A 17,510-nucleotide genomic window follows, 5' to 3' on the forward strand; every position below is an offset into this window, starting at 1 on the left:
CTCCCGTTGGAAAATACCCCCACAAAATTATCCAACCAATAATATCGTATATTTACGAAGTTTTCAGGAGTGCTTTTTCCTTCGCATACTTGTGAGACATCTCTTCCAAAAGCATGATTATCTCATCTGGCTTGTACATCCTTCGATACTCAACAATCATATTGTAAATGATTTCTACCCTGAGCGGATTACAGACGAATAGCTTTGCTACTTTATTGAGCATATCATTATCAGCTTTCCTCACAACAAGTTTTTGAATAATTTTTTCTTGCTCTGATTCATCTGCGGAATTATTAAATTCAGAAAGAAAATCGTTAAAGTCCTTAAATGTCAGTCTATCTTGCATATGTTCGCTGAACTTATGTACAAGTAAGACTTTCGTCATTCTCCCCTCTTCCTCTTCCTTCATAATAATGAAGTTGTAAAATGCTTGAAGTGATTCACCATCGACGATATAAGCAAGCAGTTTGTGCAACAATAATCCTTTAAAGCCCATTGCTGATAATTCTTCTCTTATTGTGTCCGCTATGACGTTGTTTTTAGTAGCGTTCATTCTTTCCTCCAAAAAATGATTTATAACTGATCTTGTTTGACAGTAGGAGCTTAGCCGTTTGCATTTTTAATAGTTCAGTCCGAAAATTCATTTCTGACGAATGAATCGTTGTTAGGATTTCCTCAATCGTCAGCAGATGAAGACCACTCGCACCATGCCTATGAAGTAGCATTTGTAATGACGCAATTACTTCCTGATACGTCTCTATTTTCAGAAACAACTCATCCTGTTCCCGAACAAGCTGTTCGTACTTCGCAAACTCTTCACTCATCCTACGACCTCCTGCACGTATGGAGCCAACAATAATTCCCGATCCACCCTCAAACGCGCAATTTTGGCTCTTATGGCTTCCTTTCGCTCTAAACAAGTATTTTTATTGATGTGTTCCAGAACAAGCTTACAGTGGCTCTGAGCGAGTTCTATGAGCCTACAGGCAGTAACATTATCTTCCACAGCTAACCACACAATACTTTTCGTTGTCATGGTTCAGACCTCCAAGAAAGCAAGTGGGCTATGTTTCTGATACTTCTTCCCAATTTCTTCATCAGTGAAGTCCAGATATGCCTTCTGAGTCACTTCAACTGATGAATGTCCCAGTATTCGGCACAGACTGAACCAGTCACCATTATTCAGAATGTAATACTTAGCGAAGTTATTCCTTAACTGATGCGGATGTATTGGCACTGCTACCCGCTCCCCCGCTTCCCTCAATGACCTTTCGTAATTCCTAACCTCTAATTGCGTTCCTCTCGTTGTCGGGAACAGGAACGGACTCTCAGAGTAACGGTCTTTATAGCGCATCCATTGCTTGATTTCATTTGCTGATTTGAATGAAAAGTAAACATACCTCTCTTGCCTGTTCTTGGGGTTTTTAATGAGGATGCTTTTATGTTTGAAATCAAAGCTTTCTGGCTGTAGACTAAGACATTCTCCGATTCTCATTCCAGTGTCCAGTAATAGTCGTGTAATCGTGTAATTCCTATAACCATGAAATGTTGCTGTATCAAACTGACCTAGTACCTTCTTGATTTCATCTGCCGCTAAGATTTTCTTGACCTTCCGCTGAATCTTGGGATTCTCAACACTTTCAACAGGATTCTTCTGTATCTCGCGTTCGACTTCGTAAAGATAATTGAAAAATACTTTGATGTTACGAACGTAATTTGCAATTGTTGTCATCGATACTTCTTTTTTGTAGTCAGTGCGGTTCTCTGGATGATTTTTGTCTTTGGAATCAACATTATTAACGACTGTGTATTTGCCCCTCTCACGAACATACTTGATGTATTGTCGAATATGACCCGACTGAACTTTTTTCACATCTTCAATTTGGAATTGTTCAAGTAAATACTTGCCGAACAGCTTTAGCGTCTGTTCATAACTGGCTAAGGTCTTACGCGAAAGGTTTTTGGATGAACAATAAAGCATAAAATTGTCGAGTTGAAAGTCAAAATCGGTCATAAAAAATACCACTCCTTCATTGGTTTTTAGAGAACCAATAAATAAGTGGTATCAGTTGGTTTACTATTCAGAAGTTTATCGGTACAGAAACGTCAATTTCAGATATTTACCGCCAAAATCGTTTTGGCTGTAAACCGTTCCCATAACCCGAAATCCCTTGCTATTACGCCATTCCCGAGCCTCCTCAGCTCACCTTGTGCTCAATCCGCAGCTTATCCGCCACCATCGCGATAAACTCCGAGTTCGTCGGCTTCGACTTCGCAATGTTGATCGTGTAACCGAACAAATGCGAAATCGAATCGATGTTGCCACGCGTCCAAGCGACTTCAATCGCGTGGCGAATAGCGCGTTCGACGCGGGAAGGCGTCGTTTTGAATTTCTCGGCGATGGACGGGTACAGCGTCTTCGTAATCGCGCCCAGAATCTCGATGTTGTTATACACCATCGTGATTGCTTCGCGTAAGTATTGATACCCTTTAATGTGGGCCGGCACGCCAATCTCATGAATAATGCTCGTAATATTGGCGTCCAAATTTTTCGGCTTGCCGATTTGCACGATGTTCGAACGGCTGCTCGAGGAGGAGGAGGACGTTGTCGTCATCGACGATGAAGTCGGACTGCCAGCCAACTGCCGGATCCGGTTCGCCAACACATCCATGTCGAACGGTTTCAGTATGTAGTACGATGCGCCGAGTTGCACCGCTCTCTGGGTGATGTTTTCTTGCCCGAACGCCGTCAGCATAATGATCTTAGGCATCGGCGACAAATTCATATCCCGCAGCTTCTCAAGGACGCCTAGTCCGTCCAAGTGCGGCATAATAATATCGAGGATCATGACATCCGGTACTCTGCGTGTTTCCTCTAATTGACGAATGACCTCTTCTCCGTTGTACGCCACTCCGATGACCGTCATATCATCCTGTTCTTGGATGTACTCTGATAATAAGTTCGTAAACTCTCGGTTGTCGTCTGCTAGAAACACTTCAATCCGTGGCAATGTCTGGTCCTCCCTTTCTCAACCCTAAGTTTTTATTGGCTGAAAAACGTTTATCGTTTCTCTGATTATCCGTTTTCGACATTGCACTTCGTGATTCCTTCTCGATTCGAAAATTTTTCTTTATTTATTTAAGAAAATCGCATATAATATAAAATTTGCGTCATAACACGCCAAAACCTGATGCTTTTCAAGTATTTTCGACAAATGTTCGTGTTTTGGCCATGATTGGATAAAACAAAATCTAAGGCGTTAAACCGCCTTAGACGTTGCCTGCTCCGGTTTTAGCATAATGCCGGCATCTTGGAGCATCCATTCGATAAAGCAGCCATATCCGGACGATGGATCGTTCACGAACACGTGCGTTACGGCGCCGACTAATTTGCCGTTCTGAATAATCGGACTTCCACTCATGCCTTGCACGATACCGCCCGTTCTTTCGATTAATTGTTTATCGGTGATCTTGATGACCATACCTTTCGTTGCCGGTGACGATTGTTTGGCAGTATGGACGATCTCGATGTCAAATCGTTCGACTTTCTGCTTCTCGACGACAGTCAGCATTTGCGCGGGACCTTCTTTTACTTCTTCCGCAAAAGCGACAGGAATCGGTTCAGGCTGGTATGCGTGATCGGGAAGCTGCTTCATTTGGCCGAATATGCCGAACGGCGTATTTCGCTCCACATTACCGAGTGTTTTGCCGCCTTTTAAGAAGCTCGCCCTTTTCTCGCCAGGTTCGCCGCTTTGGCTTTTGGAAATTGAATTCACGTTGGATTGGACGATTTCGCCGCTGCCGACGACTATCGGAGATTGTGTATCCATATCCGTGATGACGTGGCCGAGAGCTCCGTAGACGCCTTGATCGGGTGCGTAAAATGTCAATGTACCGACGCCTGCTGCAGAATCTCTAATATACAAGCCTAACCGCCAAGCTTTATCTTCTTCATCGTACGCCGGTTTTAATGTTGTTTTGAATCGTTCCTTGCCCCTCTGCACAAGCAGCCGGAGCGCTTCACCTGTTCGGCCTGCATTTTCCGCATAGGTCGAAATTTTAGAAATATCATTGCACTTCTCTCCATTGATCTCGACAATGAGATCCCCGAGCTTCAATTTGGCATCTTCGCCCGGCGACACTTTCGAGTGGTCCTTCATCTGAACAAGGTGATGGCCTACGACCATAATACCCGCAGCTTTGACTTTAACGCCGATCGTTTGCCCGCCGGGAATGACTTTTAAGTTCGGAATGACTTGAAGGCGCACTGTCTTGAACGGAATTTTGCCGAACAATTTTAACTTCAGGTCCGTAATGCCGCTATGCTTCGGTTGGATGGATAAAGGACGGCTCAGATCGACCCGCATGGAAGAACCGTTGTTTCCGTTAATCTCGGCTACGTGCGGGTTCACACTGCCTTGAGCGTGAACGGGCATTGCGTAATGCAGCGACACCGCTTGTCCCTGAAATAACCTGAGTTGACTCGGGAATGCCGCGAAATGCTGAACAGGCGCTGAAAAAACGGCAAAACACAGCATAAGAACAACGACGAGACCGATGCGGCGTTTTTTGGAGTGCTTCTGGTACAAGTTCTCACGCTCCCTTACAGTCTAGACCGACGCGAGTGCCGCCGATAACGTAACTATAAGGTAACCGCGAGCCCGTTCTTTTATGTTCCCGAAATGATTCCTACGCCTGTGATTTTTCGCGCCGTTACGCGTTTTTTCGTTGTTCCGCCAGACTAAGCATTTCTTGCGCGTGATGGCGGGTTTTTTCCGTTACTTCTACGCCGCCGAGCATGCGGGCAAGCTCCTCGACACGTTGCTCGTGCAACAACTCAAGAACAGACGTGCTCGTACGATCTTGTTCCGTTACTTGCTTGCGGATTTCGTACTGATGATCAGCCATGCAAGCAACCTGAGGCAAATGCGTAATCGCGAACACCTGACAGTGGCGAGACAACAGCGATAACTTCTCGGCAATCGCCTGAGCCGCACGACCGCTGACGCCCGTATCGACCTCATCGAAAACAAGAACCGGTATTTCGTCGATCCGCGCAAATATCGCTTTAAGCGCAAGCATAACCCGAGACATCTCGCCTCCGGAAGCGATTTTGGACAGCGGCTTAGGCGGTTCGCCCGGATTGGTCGACAGTAGAAACTCGGCAATATCCGCACCCGTAGCCATCAACGTTGACGGAGCCAGCTTCACCTCGAACACCGAACGCTCCATTTGCAAATCCGCAAGTTCCCGTTCGATTTGACCGGAAAGCGTTCTAGACGCCGCTTTGCGGATTTCCGTCAGCTTCTCCGCTTTGGACACTAGCTCCCGATGAAGCGCCTCCTCACGGGCAGCAAGCTGCTGAAGCAATTCGTCCCGATTGTCGAGCTGATCGGTTTCCGTTTGGATTTTTGCTTTGTAGCCGATAATGTCTTCGACTGTCTCTCCATATTTGCGTTTAAGCCCATGGAGCAGGTCAAGCCTCTGTTCGATTTGGGCCAGCCGCTGCGGATTAAACTCGATGCTTTCCTTATAATCGCGAAGCTGATATGCACTGTCTTCAACCGCGTAATACGCGGTTTGCAACTGCTCGACGAGCGGTTGAATAAAGGCGGGATCGACCTTGGAAATGTCCTGCAGGCGCGTCAGCGCACGAGATAATGCGGTCAATCCTTTCGTGCCGTACAGCAAATCGTAAGCTTCCGTCACCGTTTCCGCCAATTTCTCCGCATGGGATAGTTTGCGTCGTTCGTCGGAGAGGGATTCATCTTCGCCGGACTTCAGCTTGGCCGCCGCGATTTCTTCTAGCTGAAACCGATAAAGATCCAGCATTTGCATCCCCTGGCGAGACTTCTCGTCGAGTTCCCGGCGCTCTTTGTGAACGGACTGGTATTCGGCGAATAATTTCCGATAATCCGCCTTGAGCACTTTGATGTCCTCTTCGGCGAACGAATCCAACCATTCGAGATGTTTATCGGTGCGCAGCAAAGATTGATGCTCATGCTGGCCGTGAATGTTGACCAGATGCTCTCCGACTTCGCGCAGCATCGACAACGTAACGCTTTGCCCGTTAATTCGGGCGGTCGCTTTGCCTTGGGCGAGCAATTCTCTGCGAATAAGCAACGTTTCCTCGGGATCGGCTTCAATGCCCAGACGCTCAAGCGTCATCCACACGGGATGTTCGCGCGGTAAATCGAACACGGCTTCGACTTTCGCGCGATCCTGACCATGGCGGATCATGTCTGCCTGACCCCTGCCTCCCACCGCAAGCGTTAACGCATCAATGACGATTGATTTGCCTGCTCCCGTCTCACCGGTAAGCACGTGAAACCCGTTATGGAAACGAACGGATACTTTCTCGATGACAGCCAAATTACTGATGAATAATTCCCGAAGCATGAATAGCCTCCTGTCGAATCGTCGAATATAAACCTTTCTAGCCGCCTTTTACTGCATCATCCCGTAAATCCGATTCAGTACATCTTCCCCTTGCGCTTTGGTTTTGCAAATAAGCAACGTCGTATCATCTCCGCCGATCGTGCCGATGATCTCGCTCCAATCCATTCCGTCGATCAGCGCCGCAATGGTCATTGATGTCGCAGGCAAGCTCTTAAGCACGACAAGATTTTCCGCGTAATCGGCGCTGATAAAGTGATCAAGCAGCGCTCGCTTCAATTTGTGAGCCGGGTTGTATTTCTGGTCTTGCGGCATCGAATATTTGTAGCGCCCGTCTTCGAGAGGCACTTTGATCAATTGCATTTCCTTGATGTCTCTGGAGACGGTTGCCTGCGTCACTTGCATCCCTTCGAGACTTAGCGCTTCAACGAGATCTTCCTGTGTTTCGATTTCCCGCAAAGCGATCATTTCCCGTATTTTGCGTTGACGTAATCCTTTCATTCGCCAGCCTCCACTTTGAATCTCACGATTTTGACTTGCCTGTCCTGAACCGATGCGACGATAATGCCTTCGCAATCGGGAAAAAGCAATGCATAAGGCAACAATTTCTCCCGCAGGCCGCTCGCAGTCCAAACGATTGGCTGCCGCGGCCGATCAAGCTTCACGAGATAATATTTATAGTCCCGCGAAGCCAAATAATCGAAATACAGCCGGGTCGGCATCGCCGGCTCGTCGGCCACGACGACTCCGAGCGGGATGCGGTGCTTTCCGGACAACACTTCGAACCCCTGCTCTTCGAGCAACTCCACGGCGTCGTCGCGTTCGACGCCGCCGGCTTGAGCCAGCTTGCGTATTCTCGAACCCGGCGGCTCGTGCAACCAGCGGTCTATACGCCTAATCGCCCACCAGATCATCAACCCCGCTGCGATCATCATTAATAGACCGTCACCGAACTTTTCCATCGCGCCCTCCAGGTAAGATCCGAATCGGATCGTCGTTCGCTGCCTGGACTCGTTGCTCGTGCGTCTTTAATCTTTCGCGACCAAGGTCGCTTATTCCTCTTTCAGGCATCAGTCACCAGGAGGTCTTCAAGGATGAAATCAATAAAACCCGGAGCGTCCGCGACCCGGCCCATTAGGGTACGGCCGTTCTTCGGCGCTCCGGGTCATCCGGACGAGAGGTAGTTCAAAAAGTTCGATTTTGATCACGAAGCCGGGCCACGCTTGAAAGCAGCGGCGGCTTCTTCGGATGTCGTTTTGGCGAGTTTCGTCAGTTCGTCCTCATGAAGCTCAGGCAACGGATCTTCTCCTTCACGAAGACGCCACAAGGCGAGAAATTCGATATTGCCCTCGCCTCCTGTAATCGGAGAGAAGGTTAAACCTTGAAGCTCATACCCGAGTCCATTCGCCGATACAAGCACATCTCGGATCACGCTCGCATGAACAGAGGAATCACGGATAATGCCCGCCTTGCCGACTTGATCTCTTCCCGCCTCGAATTGAGGCTTGATCAATGCGACCGTCTGACCGCCAGGCTCTAAAATATCCGCCAACGCCGGCAAAATCAGCCGAAGCGAAATAAAACTTACGTCGATCGAGGCGAATGACGGCATAGGCCCTTCCAACTGGTCTACGGTCATATGTCTAAAATTCGTGCGTTCCATCGACCGCACGCGATCGTCCTGGCGAAGCGACCAATCCAATTGGTTATAGCCGACGTCGACGGCATATACGCCGACAGCACCGTGCTGTAATGCGCAATCCGTAAAACCGCCCGTCGATGCGCCGATATCAATCATCGTTTTGCCGCGCAGATCAAGCCCGAAATGTTTGATCGCTTTCTCTAACTTTAACCCGCCGCGGCTGACATAAGGATGAACCGAGCCTTTAACCGTAATAGCGGCGTCACGCGGCACTTTCGTGCCCGCCTTGTCGACGCGTTCCGTCCCGACGAGGACAAGCCCCGCCATTATCGCCGCTTTCGCTTTCTCTCGGCTTTCATAAAACCCTTGCTCGAGCAGCAATACGTCGAGCCGTTCCTTGCCGACCGTTATTTTCTCCATCGTCACGTCGCCTTCAGCCGCTGACGTCCAGGCAACGAAACCAAACGATTGGCGATTGCTTCCGCCGTCAAGCCGCAGTCCGCACGCTGTTCTTTGATCGTCGCATGTTCGACGAAAATGTCAGGGACGCCGGCCAGTTGAATCGACGCCGGCTGAATACCGTTCAGCGCGAAAAATTCGAGGATCGCGCTGCCCAAGCCTCCTTGGACGGAGCCTTCCTCGACGACGAGCAACGGCAGGTGTTCCTTCGCCAGGGATAACAGCATTTTCTCATCCAGCGGCTTCACGAAGCGGGCGTTAATGACACGGACGTTCATCCCTTCACGCTTGAGCAGTTCGGCTGCTTCCTCCGCCACTTGTACCATCGGCCCGATCGCAAGAACGGCGGCGTAGTCGCCTTCCCTGACCGTCTCCCATGTGCCGATCTCGATCGGCGTCATCACGTCGTCAAATGTTGCTCCGGTTCCCGCAACACGCGGGTAACGGACGGCGATCGGTCCTTTATCGTATTCAACTGCCGTTTTCATCATATTTCGCAACTCGTTCTCGTTCTTCGGCATCATAAGCACCATGTTCGGAATATGGCGCAAGAACGCGATATCATACACGCCTTGATGCGTCTCCCCGTCTGCACCGACGAAGCCCGCACGATCGATCGCAAAGACGACGTTTAAATTTTGCCGGCAAATATCGTGAACGACTTGATCATAAGCCCGTTGCAGGAATGTAGAGTACACCGCGAAAATCGGCTTTGAGCCCTCCATTGCCATAGCTGCGGAAAGCGTAGCAGCATGCTGCTCGGCGATGCCGACGTCAAACATGCGATCCGGGAATCGTTCCGCGAACTTCAGCAACCCGGAGCCGCCAGGCATCGCTGGCGTTATCGCGACGATTCGCTTGTCTTGTTCCGCCAGCTCGATCAGCGCGTTACCGAAAACTTCGGTGTACATTGGCGGGCCAACCGGTTTAACGACTTGGCCTGATTCAATTTTGTAAGAACCTGTAATCCCATGCCACTTATGGGAATCGGCTTCCGCCGGAGAATAACCTTTGCCTTTCGTCGTCAGAACGTGCACAAGTACGGGACCTTCGATGCAATCCGCTTGCTTAAACGCTTCGAGCAGCTTGCCGATATCATGGCCGTCAACGGGACCGAAATACTTTAATCCGAATTCTTCGAACAATACGCCTTCGGGCGCGACTAGCGTTTTTAAGCTGTCTTTGACCCGGTCGGCTGTTTTGGCCAGTTTACCGCCAATAGCCGGCACTTTGCGAAGCAGCCAGTCGAGTTCGTCCTTCGCTTTGCGATAAAGTTTCTCAGAACGAATTTTGCCCAAATAATTGTGAATGGCTCCGACATTCGGCGCGATGGACATCTCATTGTCGTTCAGCACGACCATCAACTTGCGTTTCTCATGACCGATATGATTTAACGCCTCGAGCGCCATACCGCCCGTTAAGGCACCATCACCAATAATGGCAATCACGCGATTGGAACCGCCTTGCTGGTCACGCGCCAACGCCATCCCCATCGCCGCGGACAACGATGTGCTGCTGTGCCCGGCTTCCCAGACGTCGTGCTCGCTTTCGTTCCGCTTCACGAAGCCGCATAAGCCGTTTTTCTGGCGCAGCGTATCGAAACGCCCTTGCCGTCCCGTCAAAATCTTATGAACATAAGCTTGATGTCCGACGTCGAAAATAAGCTTGTCATTCGGGCTGTTGTACCTATAATGAAGCGCCAACGTCAGCTCGACGACGCCCAAATTCGGCGCCAAATGGCCACCCGTGGCGGATAGTTTCTCGATGAGGAAACGCCTGATTTCTTCGGCTAATTGCGGAAGCTCGGGTAGCGTTAGTTGTTTCAATTGTTGCGGACTGTCGATTCGCTCGAGCAGCAAAGGTAGTTCCCCGCTTTCCCCCAATAGATATTACGCTTAGTATACCATATCGCCAAACAATGCCCAAATTTCTACACATCCCACGATAACGCGCCGTACATAGCTATAAAACGGCAAACCCCGTCAGCAGAAGAAGGCATGCCTTCCGCCGCAGACGGGGTTTGCCGTGCGCGCCGTCTTCGCTTGAGGACGCGCGAAAGCTTAATGATCGCGGGTAAGCAAAAATTCTGCGATCTCGTATAACCGGCGCGGATCTGTAAGTCCCGCGCTTTGCAGCGCCTCATTTGCCTCTTGCGTCAAGGCTGACACTCTTTTGCGGCTCTCATCCAGTCCGATCAGGAACGGATAAGTGACCTTCTCCTGACGCTCGTCGCTCTTTACCGGCTTGCCGATTTTCTCTTCCGTGCCGGTCAAGTCGAGGATGTCGTCCTGAATCTGAAACGCGAGCCCGACATTTCTGCCAAAGCGCTCAAGTGCACGCAACTGATCTTCGCTGGCTTCCGAAGCATGTCCGCCCGCGCGAAGCGAGAAGGCAATCAGGTCGCTCGTCTTATGTAGATGGATCGATTCCAATTGCTCGAGGGATGTAACGCCTTGCTCGCCTTCCATGTCGAGCGCTTGTCCGCCTACCATGCCGTATACGCCGGCAAACTTGGCCAGCTCTTCCGATACGGCCAGCACGCGCTCAGCCGGTACGCCGAGTTTCACGGCGGAAGCGAGTACGTGAAACGAGTGCGTCAGCAACCCGTCTCCCGCGAGAACGGCCATCGCATCGCCGTACACTTTATGGTTAGTCGGTCTTCCCCGTCGGAAATCGTCATTATCCATCGCAGGCAAATCATCGTGGATAAGGGAGTACGTATGAACCATTTCGATGGCGCATGCGAAAGGCATTGAGCGAGCCATTGCACCCGATCCGCCTTCAACCGCCTCCGCAGCCGCCAACGCAAAAATCGGCCGCAGCCGCTTGCCGCCCGCCAGAAGCGAATAGTCCATCGCCTCGCGAAGCGTCGTCGGAACGTTCCAGTTCGACGGAAACACGTCGCGAAGCGCTGCTTCAACCTGTTCGCGCCTCGAATTCAAATAGGTATGCAAATCTACCGATGTTGTCACAACACGTCCCTCTCAGTCTCGAAGCCGCAAAGCTCCAATTGTTACTGTTCGGCCGCAAATGGCTTGCGCTGCAAACCTCCGTCGCCTTCTACGAGCATCTCGATGCGCCGTTCCACTTGCTCGAGCTTCTGTCCGCATAGCTTGGACAAGCTCATTCCTTCCTGGAACAGCTCAATCGCCATCTCAAGCGGGACATCGCCGCTTTCCAATTTGGCGACGATATGCTCCAGCTTCTCCATCGCCTGTTCGAACGAAATTGCCGGAACGTCCGTCCCATCCGTTGTCCCGCTCAGTTGCTCCGGCTTGCCGCCGGTTGTATTTTTAGCCATGTGCCTGCTCCTCCCCGCGAATTCCCCATACTTGGCAATCAAGCGTCCCGTCCTGCAGCCTGACCCGGATCAGATCGCCTGGCTGAACATCGCCCGTCATCCGGACGAGCTTCTTCATACTTTCGTCGTACACAAGGCTGTAGCCGCGCCCCATAATCTTGAGGGGACTTAGAGCGTCCAGATGTCTTAAGGCAGAGCCGAATTCCGCCCGCCGTCTGCTCAGCAAGCCCACCATCGCCTGTTCCAGACTTCTCGTCGCCGAAGTAAGTCGCTGACGGGAAAGTGCCGCCTGACGGCCGGGATTCACCGCAAGCAGCTTGCCGACCAGCCTTGCGTGGCGCTCAGTCGACGCCGCATGTCGGTCGCGCAGCACGTAACGTAATCTGTCTTTTAGCCTGTCGAGCCGTTCCGCCTGAACGAGTAAGCTTCTGCGGGGCTGAACGAAATAAGGCGATCTTACCGCATGTCTCAATCGCTCGCGAGCGGCGGCCAGCAACGACGACAGCGACTTAGCCATCCGACGTTCGGAATAAGCAAGATTTTGTTTCAGCTCGCCCGCATGCCGCACTGCGAGTTCGGCTGCTGCAGTCGGCGTTGGCGCGCGCAAATCCGCAGCAAAGTCCGCAATCGTAAAATCGGTTTCGTGGCCAACCGCAGAGATGACCGGAATGCGTGAATTGCTGATCGCCCGCGCAACTGCCTCTTCGTTAAACGCCCACAACTCTTCGAGCGAACCGCCGCCCCTGCCGACGATCAGCACATCCGCTTCGCCGAACGCATTCATATCGCGAATCGCCTTTACGATGGACGGCGCCGCAGCCTTCCCCTGTACAGACACCGGATAGAGCAGCACGTGAACGGCTGGATTGCGCCTTTCTAGCGTAATAAGAATGTCGCGAACTGCAGCCCCTGTCGGGCTCGTAATGACGCCGACGGTTCTCGGATACGCCGGAAGCTCTCTTTTGCGTGACTCGTCGAACAAACCTTCCGCTGCGAGCTTCTTCTTCAGCTGTTCGTAAGCGAGGTAAAGGCTACCGATGCCGTCCGGCTGCATCGCCGTGGCATAGAACTGATACTGCCCATCCCTCTCGTATACGGAAACGCCTCCGCGAGCCAGCACCTTCATACCGTCCTTCGGACTGAATGGAAGCCGCTGATTGTAGGAGGCGAACATGATGCATTTGAGGCGTGCCCCTTCGTCCTTCAGCGTAAAATACATATGGCCGCTGGAGTGAAATGTAAAGTTGGAAATTTCGCCTCTGAGCCAGATATCCTGGAGCCCGGAGTCGCCTTCCAGCTTCATCTTGATGAGGCGGTTGATGTCGCGAATGCTGAGTGCGCGCGTCGGGTCCATAGTATCGGCTCCTCTCTATTTTTTCGAAAGCTTCGCCGATTTTAACGTATTCGCCATAAGCATCGTAATCGTCATCGGTCCTACGCCGCCCGGTACAGGCGTGATCCAGCCAGCCGTCTCGACGACATCCTCGTAATCTACGTCACCGCACAGTTTACCGTCTGGCAGACGATTCACACCGACGTCGATGACGACCGCTCCCGGTTTCACCCAATTTTTCTTCACAAGCTTCGGCACGCCGACACCAACGACAAGTATGTCTGCTTGACGGGCCATCTCTTCGATGTTAGGAGTTCTCGAGTGACAGATCGTCACTGTCGCGTTCTCGCGTAGAAGGAGCATAGCGACCGGCTTGCCGACGATATTGCTGCGCCCGATGACGACCGCATGTTTACCAGCCGGAGAGTTGCCCGTTCGTTTCAATAGCTCGATCACACCGGATGGCGTGCAAGGCAACAGCGCGTCGTCTCCGATCATCAAATTACCGACGCTTTCCGGATGAAAACCGTCGACGTCTTTCTCCACTGCAATCGCGTCGATAATCGCTTTCTCTTCGATATGCTTCGGCAGGGGAAGCTGCACAAGAATGCCATGAACCGCATCATCCGCATTGTACCGTTCGATGAGCGTGAGAAGATCGGCTTGCGTTGTGTCCGCCGGAAGACGAACGACTTCGGAATAGTAACCGAGGTCCTCACACGCCTTCGCTTTGTTTCTGACGTACACTTGCGATGCCGGATCCTCTCCCACGATAATGACCACGAGCCCAGGCGTAACGCCTTCCGCCTTCAGGCGGTCAGCTTCCGCGCGCAGTTCCTCTCGTATCGAATCGGAAATTTGTTTGCCGTAAATGATTTGTGCGCTCATCGTTATTCCCCCTCCTGCGTTGTCTCTTCTCTTTCCTTCATCATCCGGCCGAGCACGCCGTTGACGAACTTCCCGTTCTCGTCCAGGCCAAAATGCTTCGCTAGCTCAATCGCCTCGTTAATGACGACTTTGGGCGGCACGTCCGTCCTAAACATCATTTCATAGGCGGCAAGCCGCAAAATTTGCCGGTCGACACGCGAGAGCCTGTCCACCTGCCAGCCGGTCAAGTATACGACGAGCTTCTGATCGATCTGCTCGCGGTTTTCCGTTACTCCTTGCACGAGCCCGCGCGTAAACGCGTCGACGTTTTTTAATTCCGCTACGTCGGTTCCGATCTCGTTGTCTTGGCGTGCTTCGTCCATGACGATATCGACTGCCTCGTCGCATGTGACGCCGTTCATTTCGATTTGGTACAGACTCTGTACCGCGATTTCCCTTGCGATTCTGCGCTTCATGAGTCCTCCTGGAAACTTGCGATTCTTTGAGCTGTAATTCAAAAAGTCTTATTTTGATTAAACAAAAAAACCCATGCGCCTCTCGCGCGACCGGCACCTGCGGAGCCAACAGCGCTCCGCCGTACCTCCCGGGCGAGAAACGTTCACGGGAATTATCGCGACCAGGGCCAGCGGTCCGTCATCCATTCGCCGATCCGCCCCCAAGGGAGCAACGGCCCCCGTCCTTCGTCTTTCTGTTTGCCGATCCCATAACCGATGCCGACGAGCAGCGCGACAAATAGCATATCCCAAAATCCGCTAATCAAATAAACGATTCCGAATAGGAGACCCGCCGCAACGCCGAGTATCCTTCCGCCGAAGGTTTCCACCCAGGCTTTCCACATCCGCGGTTCCCCCTATTCCACGCGGCTTTTGAATGTTTTCGGCGTTTGCGTGACGTTCGCAATAAACACCGACACTTCAGCCACCGGAATGCCGGTCGCATCCTCGACTTCTTTGGATACCGTCCGTTGCATCTCTTCTGACAGCGTCGGAATAGAGCCGTCCCCATCCACAAAAGCGCGAATAAGAATGCCGAGCCCTTTCTCGGACACTCTGACGCGAGCGCGCAAATCTTTTACGCCGCGCGTGCGGGATGCGGCCTTCAACGCCAAGTTCTCAACGGTTTCTACTGAAATGCGAATGTCGCCGTGATCCGTACGCTGGTTGATCGATGGCGCGGAACCTCCGTCCCGGCGGACCGACAATACGAAGAAACGAAAGCTGAACAGCAGCAAGACGACAGCAACTACGATGACCGACAGCTGAACGGCTTGCGAATCGCCCGTAAATGAGTCAACAACGTCTTTCATCCAGCTTGCGGATATGCCGCCGCTTGCGGCCACGATCGCCACGATCGCCGCAACGCCCACAGCGATGCTATACAAAAACAAAAGCAGCTTGTCCAACACTTTAATCAACGTATGAGCCCTCCCAGAACCTCGATATCGAGCAAAATGTGAAAACTCCCCCGAATAATCGCGAAAAGCCCTCCGCGAGAATTCGCACTGGAATTCCCGCGGAGGACCGTCATCTGCAGATCGGAAGATTTTGCCGTCACCGCGGATGTCAGGTTGCGGTCACGTCATTATCGGACGCGTGCGTTAGACTCTTCGTCATCGGGCTTGTCGCCCGCTTTGAAGTGGACGTCATGAATATGCACATTGACTTCAACGACGTTCAGTCCGGTCATCGTCTCGATCGAGCTTTTGACGTTGCGTTGAATTTCCGTAGACACTTCAGGGATCTTGCGTCCGTAATGAACGATGATCGAGACGTCGACTGCAGCTTCGCGTTGGCCGACTTCCACTTTCACGCCCTTGGACAAGTTTTTGCGGCCGAGCAATTCGCCGATACCGGCGGACAGCCCGCCGCTCATTCCAGCGACTCCTTCAACTTCAATCGTCGCTAAGCCAGCGATCACCTCGATCACTTCGGGAGCGATCTCGATCGTGCCCAAATCCGTACGTTCGTAATCCGGCGCTATCGTTTCCATTCGTAGTTCCACCTCCATCTACCCGGACTTCGTTTCGGGGTATTGTCCGAGCATCCGCTTCACTACTTATAAATATAGCATTGCGGGATTATTATGACAAACGCTTGGCCTGAAAATCAGAGAGAAAACTCATCGTCCGAGCTCTCCGCAGCCACGTTGTTCACATCATTTTCTTCAAGGAACTTGATATCAAACGTGCCTTTGATGAAAGTCGGATGACTGAGCAACTTCTGATGGAACGGAATCGTCGTCTTCACGCCTTCGATCATAAATTCGCCTAGCGCTCTGCGAGCCCGTGCGATCGCTTCCGCGCGCGTCGGTGCCCAAACGATCAGCTTGGCGATCATCGAGTCGTAATGCGGCGAGATCATATATTGAGAATACGCGCCGCTGTCGATGCGCACGCCCGGTCCGCCTGGAGGCAAGTAAAATCCGACGCGGCCTGGGGATGGCATGAAATTGCGGTCTGGATCCTCCGCGTTGATACGGCATTCGATTGCCCAGCCGTCGAGCTTCACATCTTCCTGGGAGAACGAAAGCTTCTCGCCTTCAGCGATAGCGATCATTTCCTTGATCAAGTCGATACCCGTAATCATTTCGGTTACCGGGTGCTCGACCTGAATCCGGGTATTCATCTCCATGAAGTAGAAGTTGCCGTCTGGTCCAAGCAAATATTCGATTGTACCGGCGCCGGAGTAGTTAACCGCTTTCGCCGCACGAACCGACGCTTGTCCCATCCGCTCCCGAAGCTCGGGCTTCATGATCGGGCAGGGCGCTTCTTCGACGAGCTTCTGGCGGCGACGTTGCACGGAGCAATCTCGCTCACCGAGATGCGCGACATTGCCGTACTTATCGGCAATAATCTGGATCTCAACGTGTTTCATGCCCGTCAAATATTTCTCGAGATAAACGCCCGCATTGCCGAATGCTTTCTCCGCTTCTTGTTGAGCGGTCGTAATTTCGCGAACGAGCATTTCTTCGTCTTCCGCGATACGAATGCCACGGCCTCCGCCTCCGGCAGTCGCTTTAATAATGACAGGATATCCGATGTCGCGCGCAATGCGCATCGCGTCATCGATGTCCTCGATCAAACCGTCGGAGCCCGGAATGACAGGGACATCGGCTTCTTTCATCGTCTGCTTGGCGACGGACTTGTCGCCCATGCGGCTGATTGCAGCAGAGGACGGTCCGATGAAAGCAATATTGCAAGATTCGCAGATATCCGCGAAATCGGCGTTTTCCGAGAGGAATCCGTAACCCGGATGAATAGCGTCGCAGTCCGTTAACGTCGCGACGCTCATAATGTTCGTCAAGTTCAGATAGCTGTCCTTCGACGCGGTTGGACCGATGCAATAAGCTTCGTCTGCCAAACGCACATGTAACGATTCGCGGTCGGCTTCGGAATAGACCGCAACAGTAGACATGCCAAGCTCGCGGCAGGCACGAATGATCCGTACCGCGATTTCGCCGCGATTCGCGACTAGAATTTTTTTGAATTTCAA

19 protein-coding genes are annotated in these 17,510 nt (G+C 51.8%); all 19 read right to left on the reverse strand.

Going from position 1 to position 17,510, the window contains the following annotated elements; translation table 11 throughout:
* Positions 1–52: 52 nt before the first annotated feature.
* The 19 genes from ACFPOF_RS14360 to accC all read right to left on the reverse strand — a co-directional run bounded on the left by ACFPOF_RS14360 (position 53) and on the right by accC (position 17,510).
* Complete coding sequence (locus ACFPOF_RS14360; protein ID WP_378133732.1) at positions 53–553, reverse strand: hypothetical protein; 501 nt, start codon at positions 551–553, stop codon at positions 53–55.
* Positions 540–824 carry a hypothetical protein gene (locus ACFPOF_RS14365; protein WP_378133734.1) on the reverse strand — a complete coding sequence of 95 codons (285 nt, stop codon included), beginning with the start codon at positions 822–824 and terminating at the stop codon, positions 540–542. The genes ACFPOF_RS14360 and ACFPOF_RS14365 overlap by 14 nt, the downstream gene beginning before the upstream one ends.
* Before the next feature lie 215 nt (positions 825–1,039).
* On the reverse strand, positions 1,040–2,014 hold the full coding sequence (locus tag ACFPOF_RS14370) for a tyrosine-type recombinase/integrase (RefSeq protein ID WP_378133736.1): 975 nt from the start codon (positions 2,012–2,014) through the stop codon (positions 1,040–1,042).
* A gap of 184 nt (positions 2,015–2,198) precedes the next feature.
* A complete protein-coding gene (gene spo0A / locus ACFPOF_RS14375) occupies positions 2,199–3,011 on the reverse strand; it encodes a sporulation transcription factor Spo0A (protein WP_378133738.1) in 813 nt (270 codons plus the stop codon).
* A gap of 249 nt (positions 3,012–3,260) precedes the next feature.
* Positions 3,261–4,589, reverse strand: a complete 1,329-nt coding sequence (spoIVB, locus tag ACFPOF_RS14380; RefSeq protein WP_378133740.1) for a SpoIVB peptidase — start codon at positions 4,587–4,589, stop codon at positions 3,261–3,263.
* A gap of 124 nt (positions 4,590–4,713) precedes the next feature.
* Positions 4,714–6,399 carry a DNA repair protein RecN gene (gene recN, locus ACFPOF_RS14385; RefSeq protein WP_378133742.1) on the reverse strand — a complete coding sequence of 562 codons (1,686 nt, stop codon included), beginning with the start codon at positions 6,397–6,399 and terminating at the stop codon, positions 4,714–4,716.
* Between the two features lie 48 nt (positions 6,400–6,447).
* Complete coding sequence (gene ahrC, locus ACFPOF_RS14390; RefSeq protein ID WP_378133744.1) at positions 6,448–6,897, reverse strand: transcriptional regulator AhrC/ArgR; 450 nt, start codon at positions 6,895–6,897, stop codon at positions 6,448–6,450.
* Positions 6,894–7,358 carry a hypothetical protein gene (locus ACFPOF_RS14395; RefSeq protein WP_378133746.1) on the reverse strand — a complete coding sequence of 155 codons (465 nt, stop codon included), beginning with the start codon at positions 7,356–7,358 and terminating at the stop codon, positions 6,894–6,896. The genes ahrC and ACFPOF_RS14395 overlap by 4 nt, the downstream gene beginning before the upstream one ends.
* A 242-nt stretch (positions 7,359–7,600) precedes the next feature.
* A complete protein-coding gene (locus ACFPOF_RS14400; protein ID WP_378133748.1) occupies positions 7,601–8,458 on the reverse strand; it encodes a TlyA family RNA methyltransferase in 858 nt (285 codons plus the stop codon).
* Between the two features lie 2 nt (positions 8,459–8,460).
* The gene (gene dxs, locus ACFPOF_RS14405; RefSeq protein ID WP_378133750.1) at positions 8,461–10,356 is read right to left on the reverse strand and encodes a 1-deoxy-D-xylulose-5-phosphate synthase; all 1,896 of its coding nucleotides are present in this window, start codon (positions 10,354–10,356) and stop codon (positions 8,461–8,463) included.
* A 201-nt stretch (positions 10,357–10,557) separates the two neighbouring features.
* The gene (locus ACFPOF_RS14410; protein WP_378133752.1) at positions 10,558–11,469 is read right to left on the reverse strand and encodes a polyprenyl synthetase family protein; all 912 of its coding nucleotides are present in this window, start codon (positions 11,467–11,469) and stop codon (positions 10,558–10,560) included.
* Between the two features lie 41 nt (positions 11,470–11,510).
* Entirely contained in the window at positions 11,511–11,798 is a 288-nt protein-coding gene (gene xseB, locus ACFPOF_RS14415) for an exodeoxyribonuclease VII small subunit (protein ID WP_378133755.1), read from the reverse strand.
* On the reverse strand, positions 11,791–13,152 hold the full coding sequence (gene xseA, locus ACFPOF_RS14420; RefSeq protein WP_378133757.1) for an exodeoxyribonuclease VII large subunit: 1,362 nt from the start codon (positions 13,150–13,152) through the stop codon (positions 11,791–11,793). Before xseA ends, xseB begins: the two co-directional genes overlap by 8 nt.
* A gap of 15 nt (positions 13,153–13,167) precedes the next feature.
* On the reverse strand, positions 13,168–14,019 hold the full coding sequence (gene folD / locus ACFPOF_RS14425) for a bifunctional methylenetetrahydrofolate dehydrogenase/methenyltetrahydrofolate cyclohydrolase FolD (RefSeq protein ID WP_378133759.1): 852 nt from the start codon (positions 14,017–14,019) through the stop codon (positions 13,168–13,170).
* A 2-nt stretch (positions 14,020–14,021) separates the two neighbouring features.
* The gene (gene nusB, locus ACFPOF_RS14430) at positions 14,022–14,474 is read right to left on the reverse strand and encodes a transcription antitermination factor NusB (RefSeq protein WP_378133761.1); all 453 of its coding nucleotides are present in this window, start codon (positions 14,472–14,474) and stop codon (positions 14,022–14,024) included.
* A 152-nt stretch (positions 14,475–14,626) separates the two neighbouring features.
* Complete coding sequence (locus ACFPOF_RS14435) at positions 14,627–14,857, reverse strand: DUF2273 domain-containing protein (protein WP_378133763.1); 231 nt, start codon at positions 14,855–14,857, stop codon at positions 14,627–14,629.
* A gap of 12 nt (positions 14,858–14,869) precedes the next feature.
* Entirely contained in the window at positions 14,870–15,433 is a 564-nt protein-coding gene (gene amaP / locus ACFPOF_RS14440; protein WP_378133765.1) for an alkaline shock response membrane anchor protein AmaP, read from the reverse strand.
* A 167-nt stretch (positions 15,434–15,600) separates the two neighbouring features.
* On the reverse strand, positions 15,601–16,008 hold the full coding sequence (locus ACFPOF_RS14445) for an Asp23/Gls24 family envelope stress response protein (protein ID WP_378133767.1): 408 nt from the start codon (positions 16,006–16,008) through the stop codon (positions 15,601–15,603).
* A gap of 116 nt (positions 16,009–16,124) precedes the next feature.
* Positions 16,125–17,510 carry an acetyl-CoA carboxylase biotin carboxylase subunit gene (accC, locus tag ACFPOF_RS14450; RefSeq protein WP_378133769.1) on the reverse strand — a complete coding sequence of 462 codons (1,386 nt, stop codon included), beginning with the start codon at positions 17,508–17,510 and terminating at the stop codon, positions 16,125–16,127.

Source organism: Cohnella soli, from assembly GCF_042655525.1.
Classification (GTDB): Bacteria; Bacillota; Bacilli; order Paenibacillales; family Paenibacillaceae; genus Cohnella; species Cohnella soli.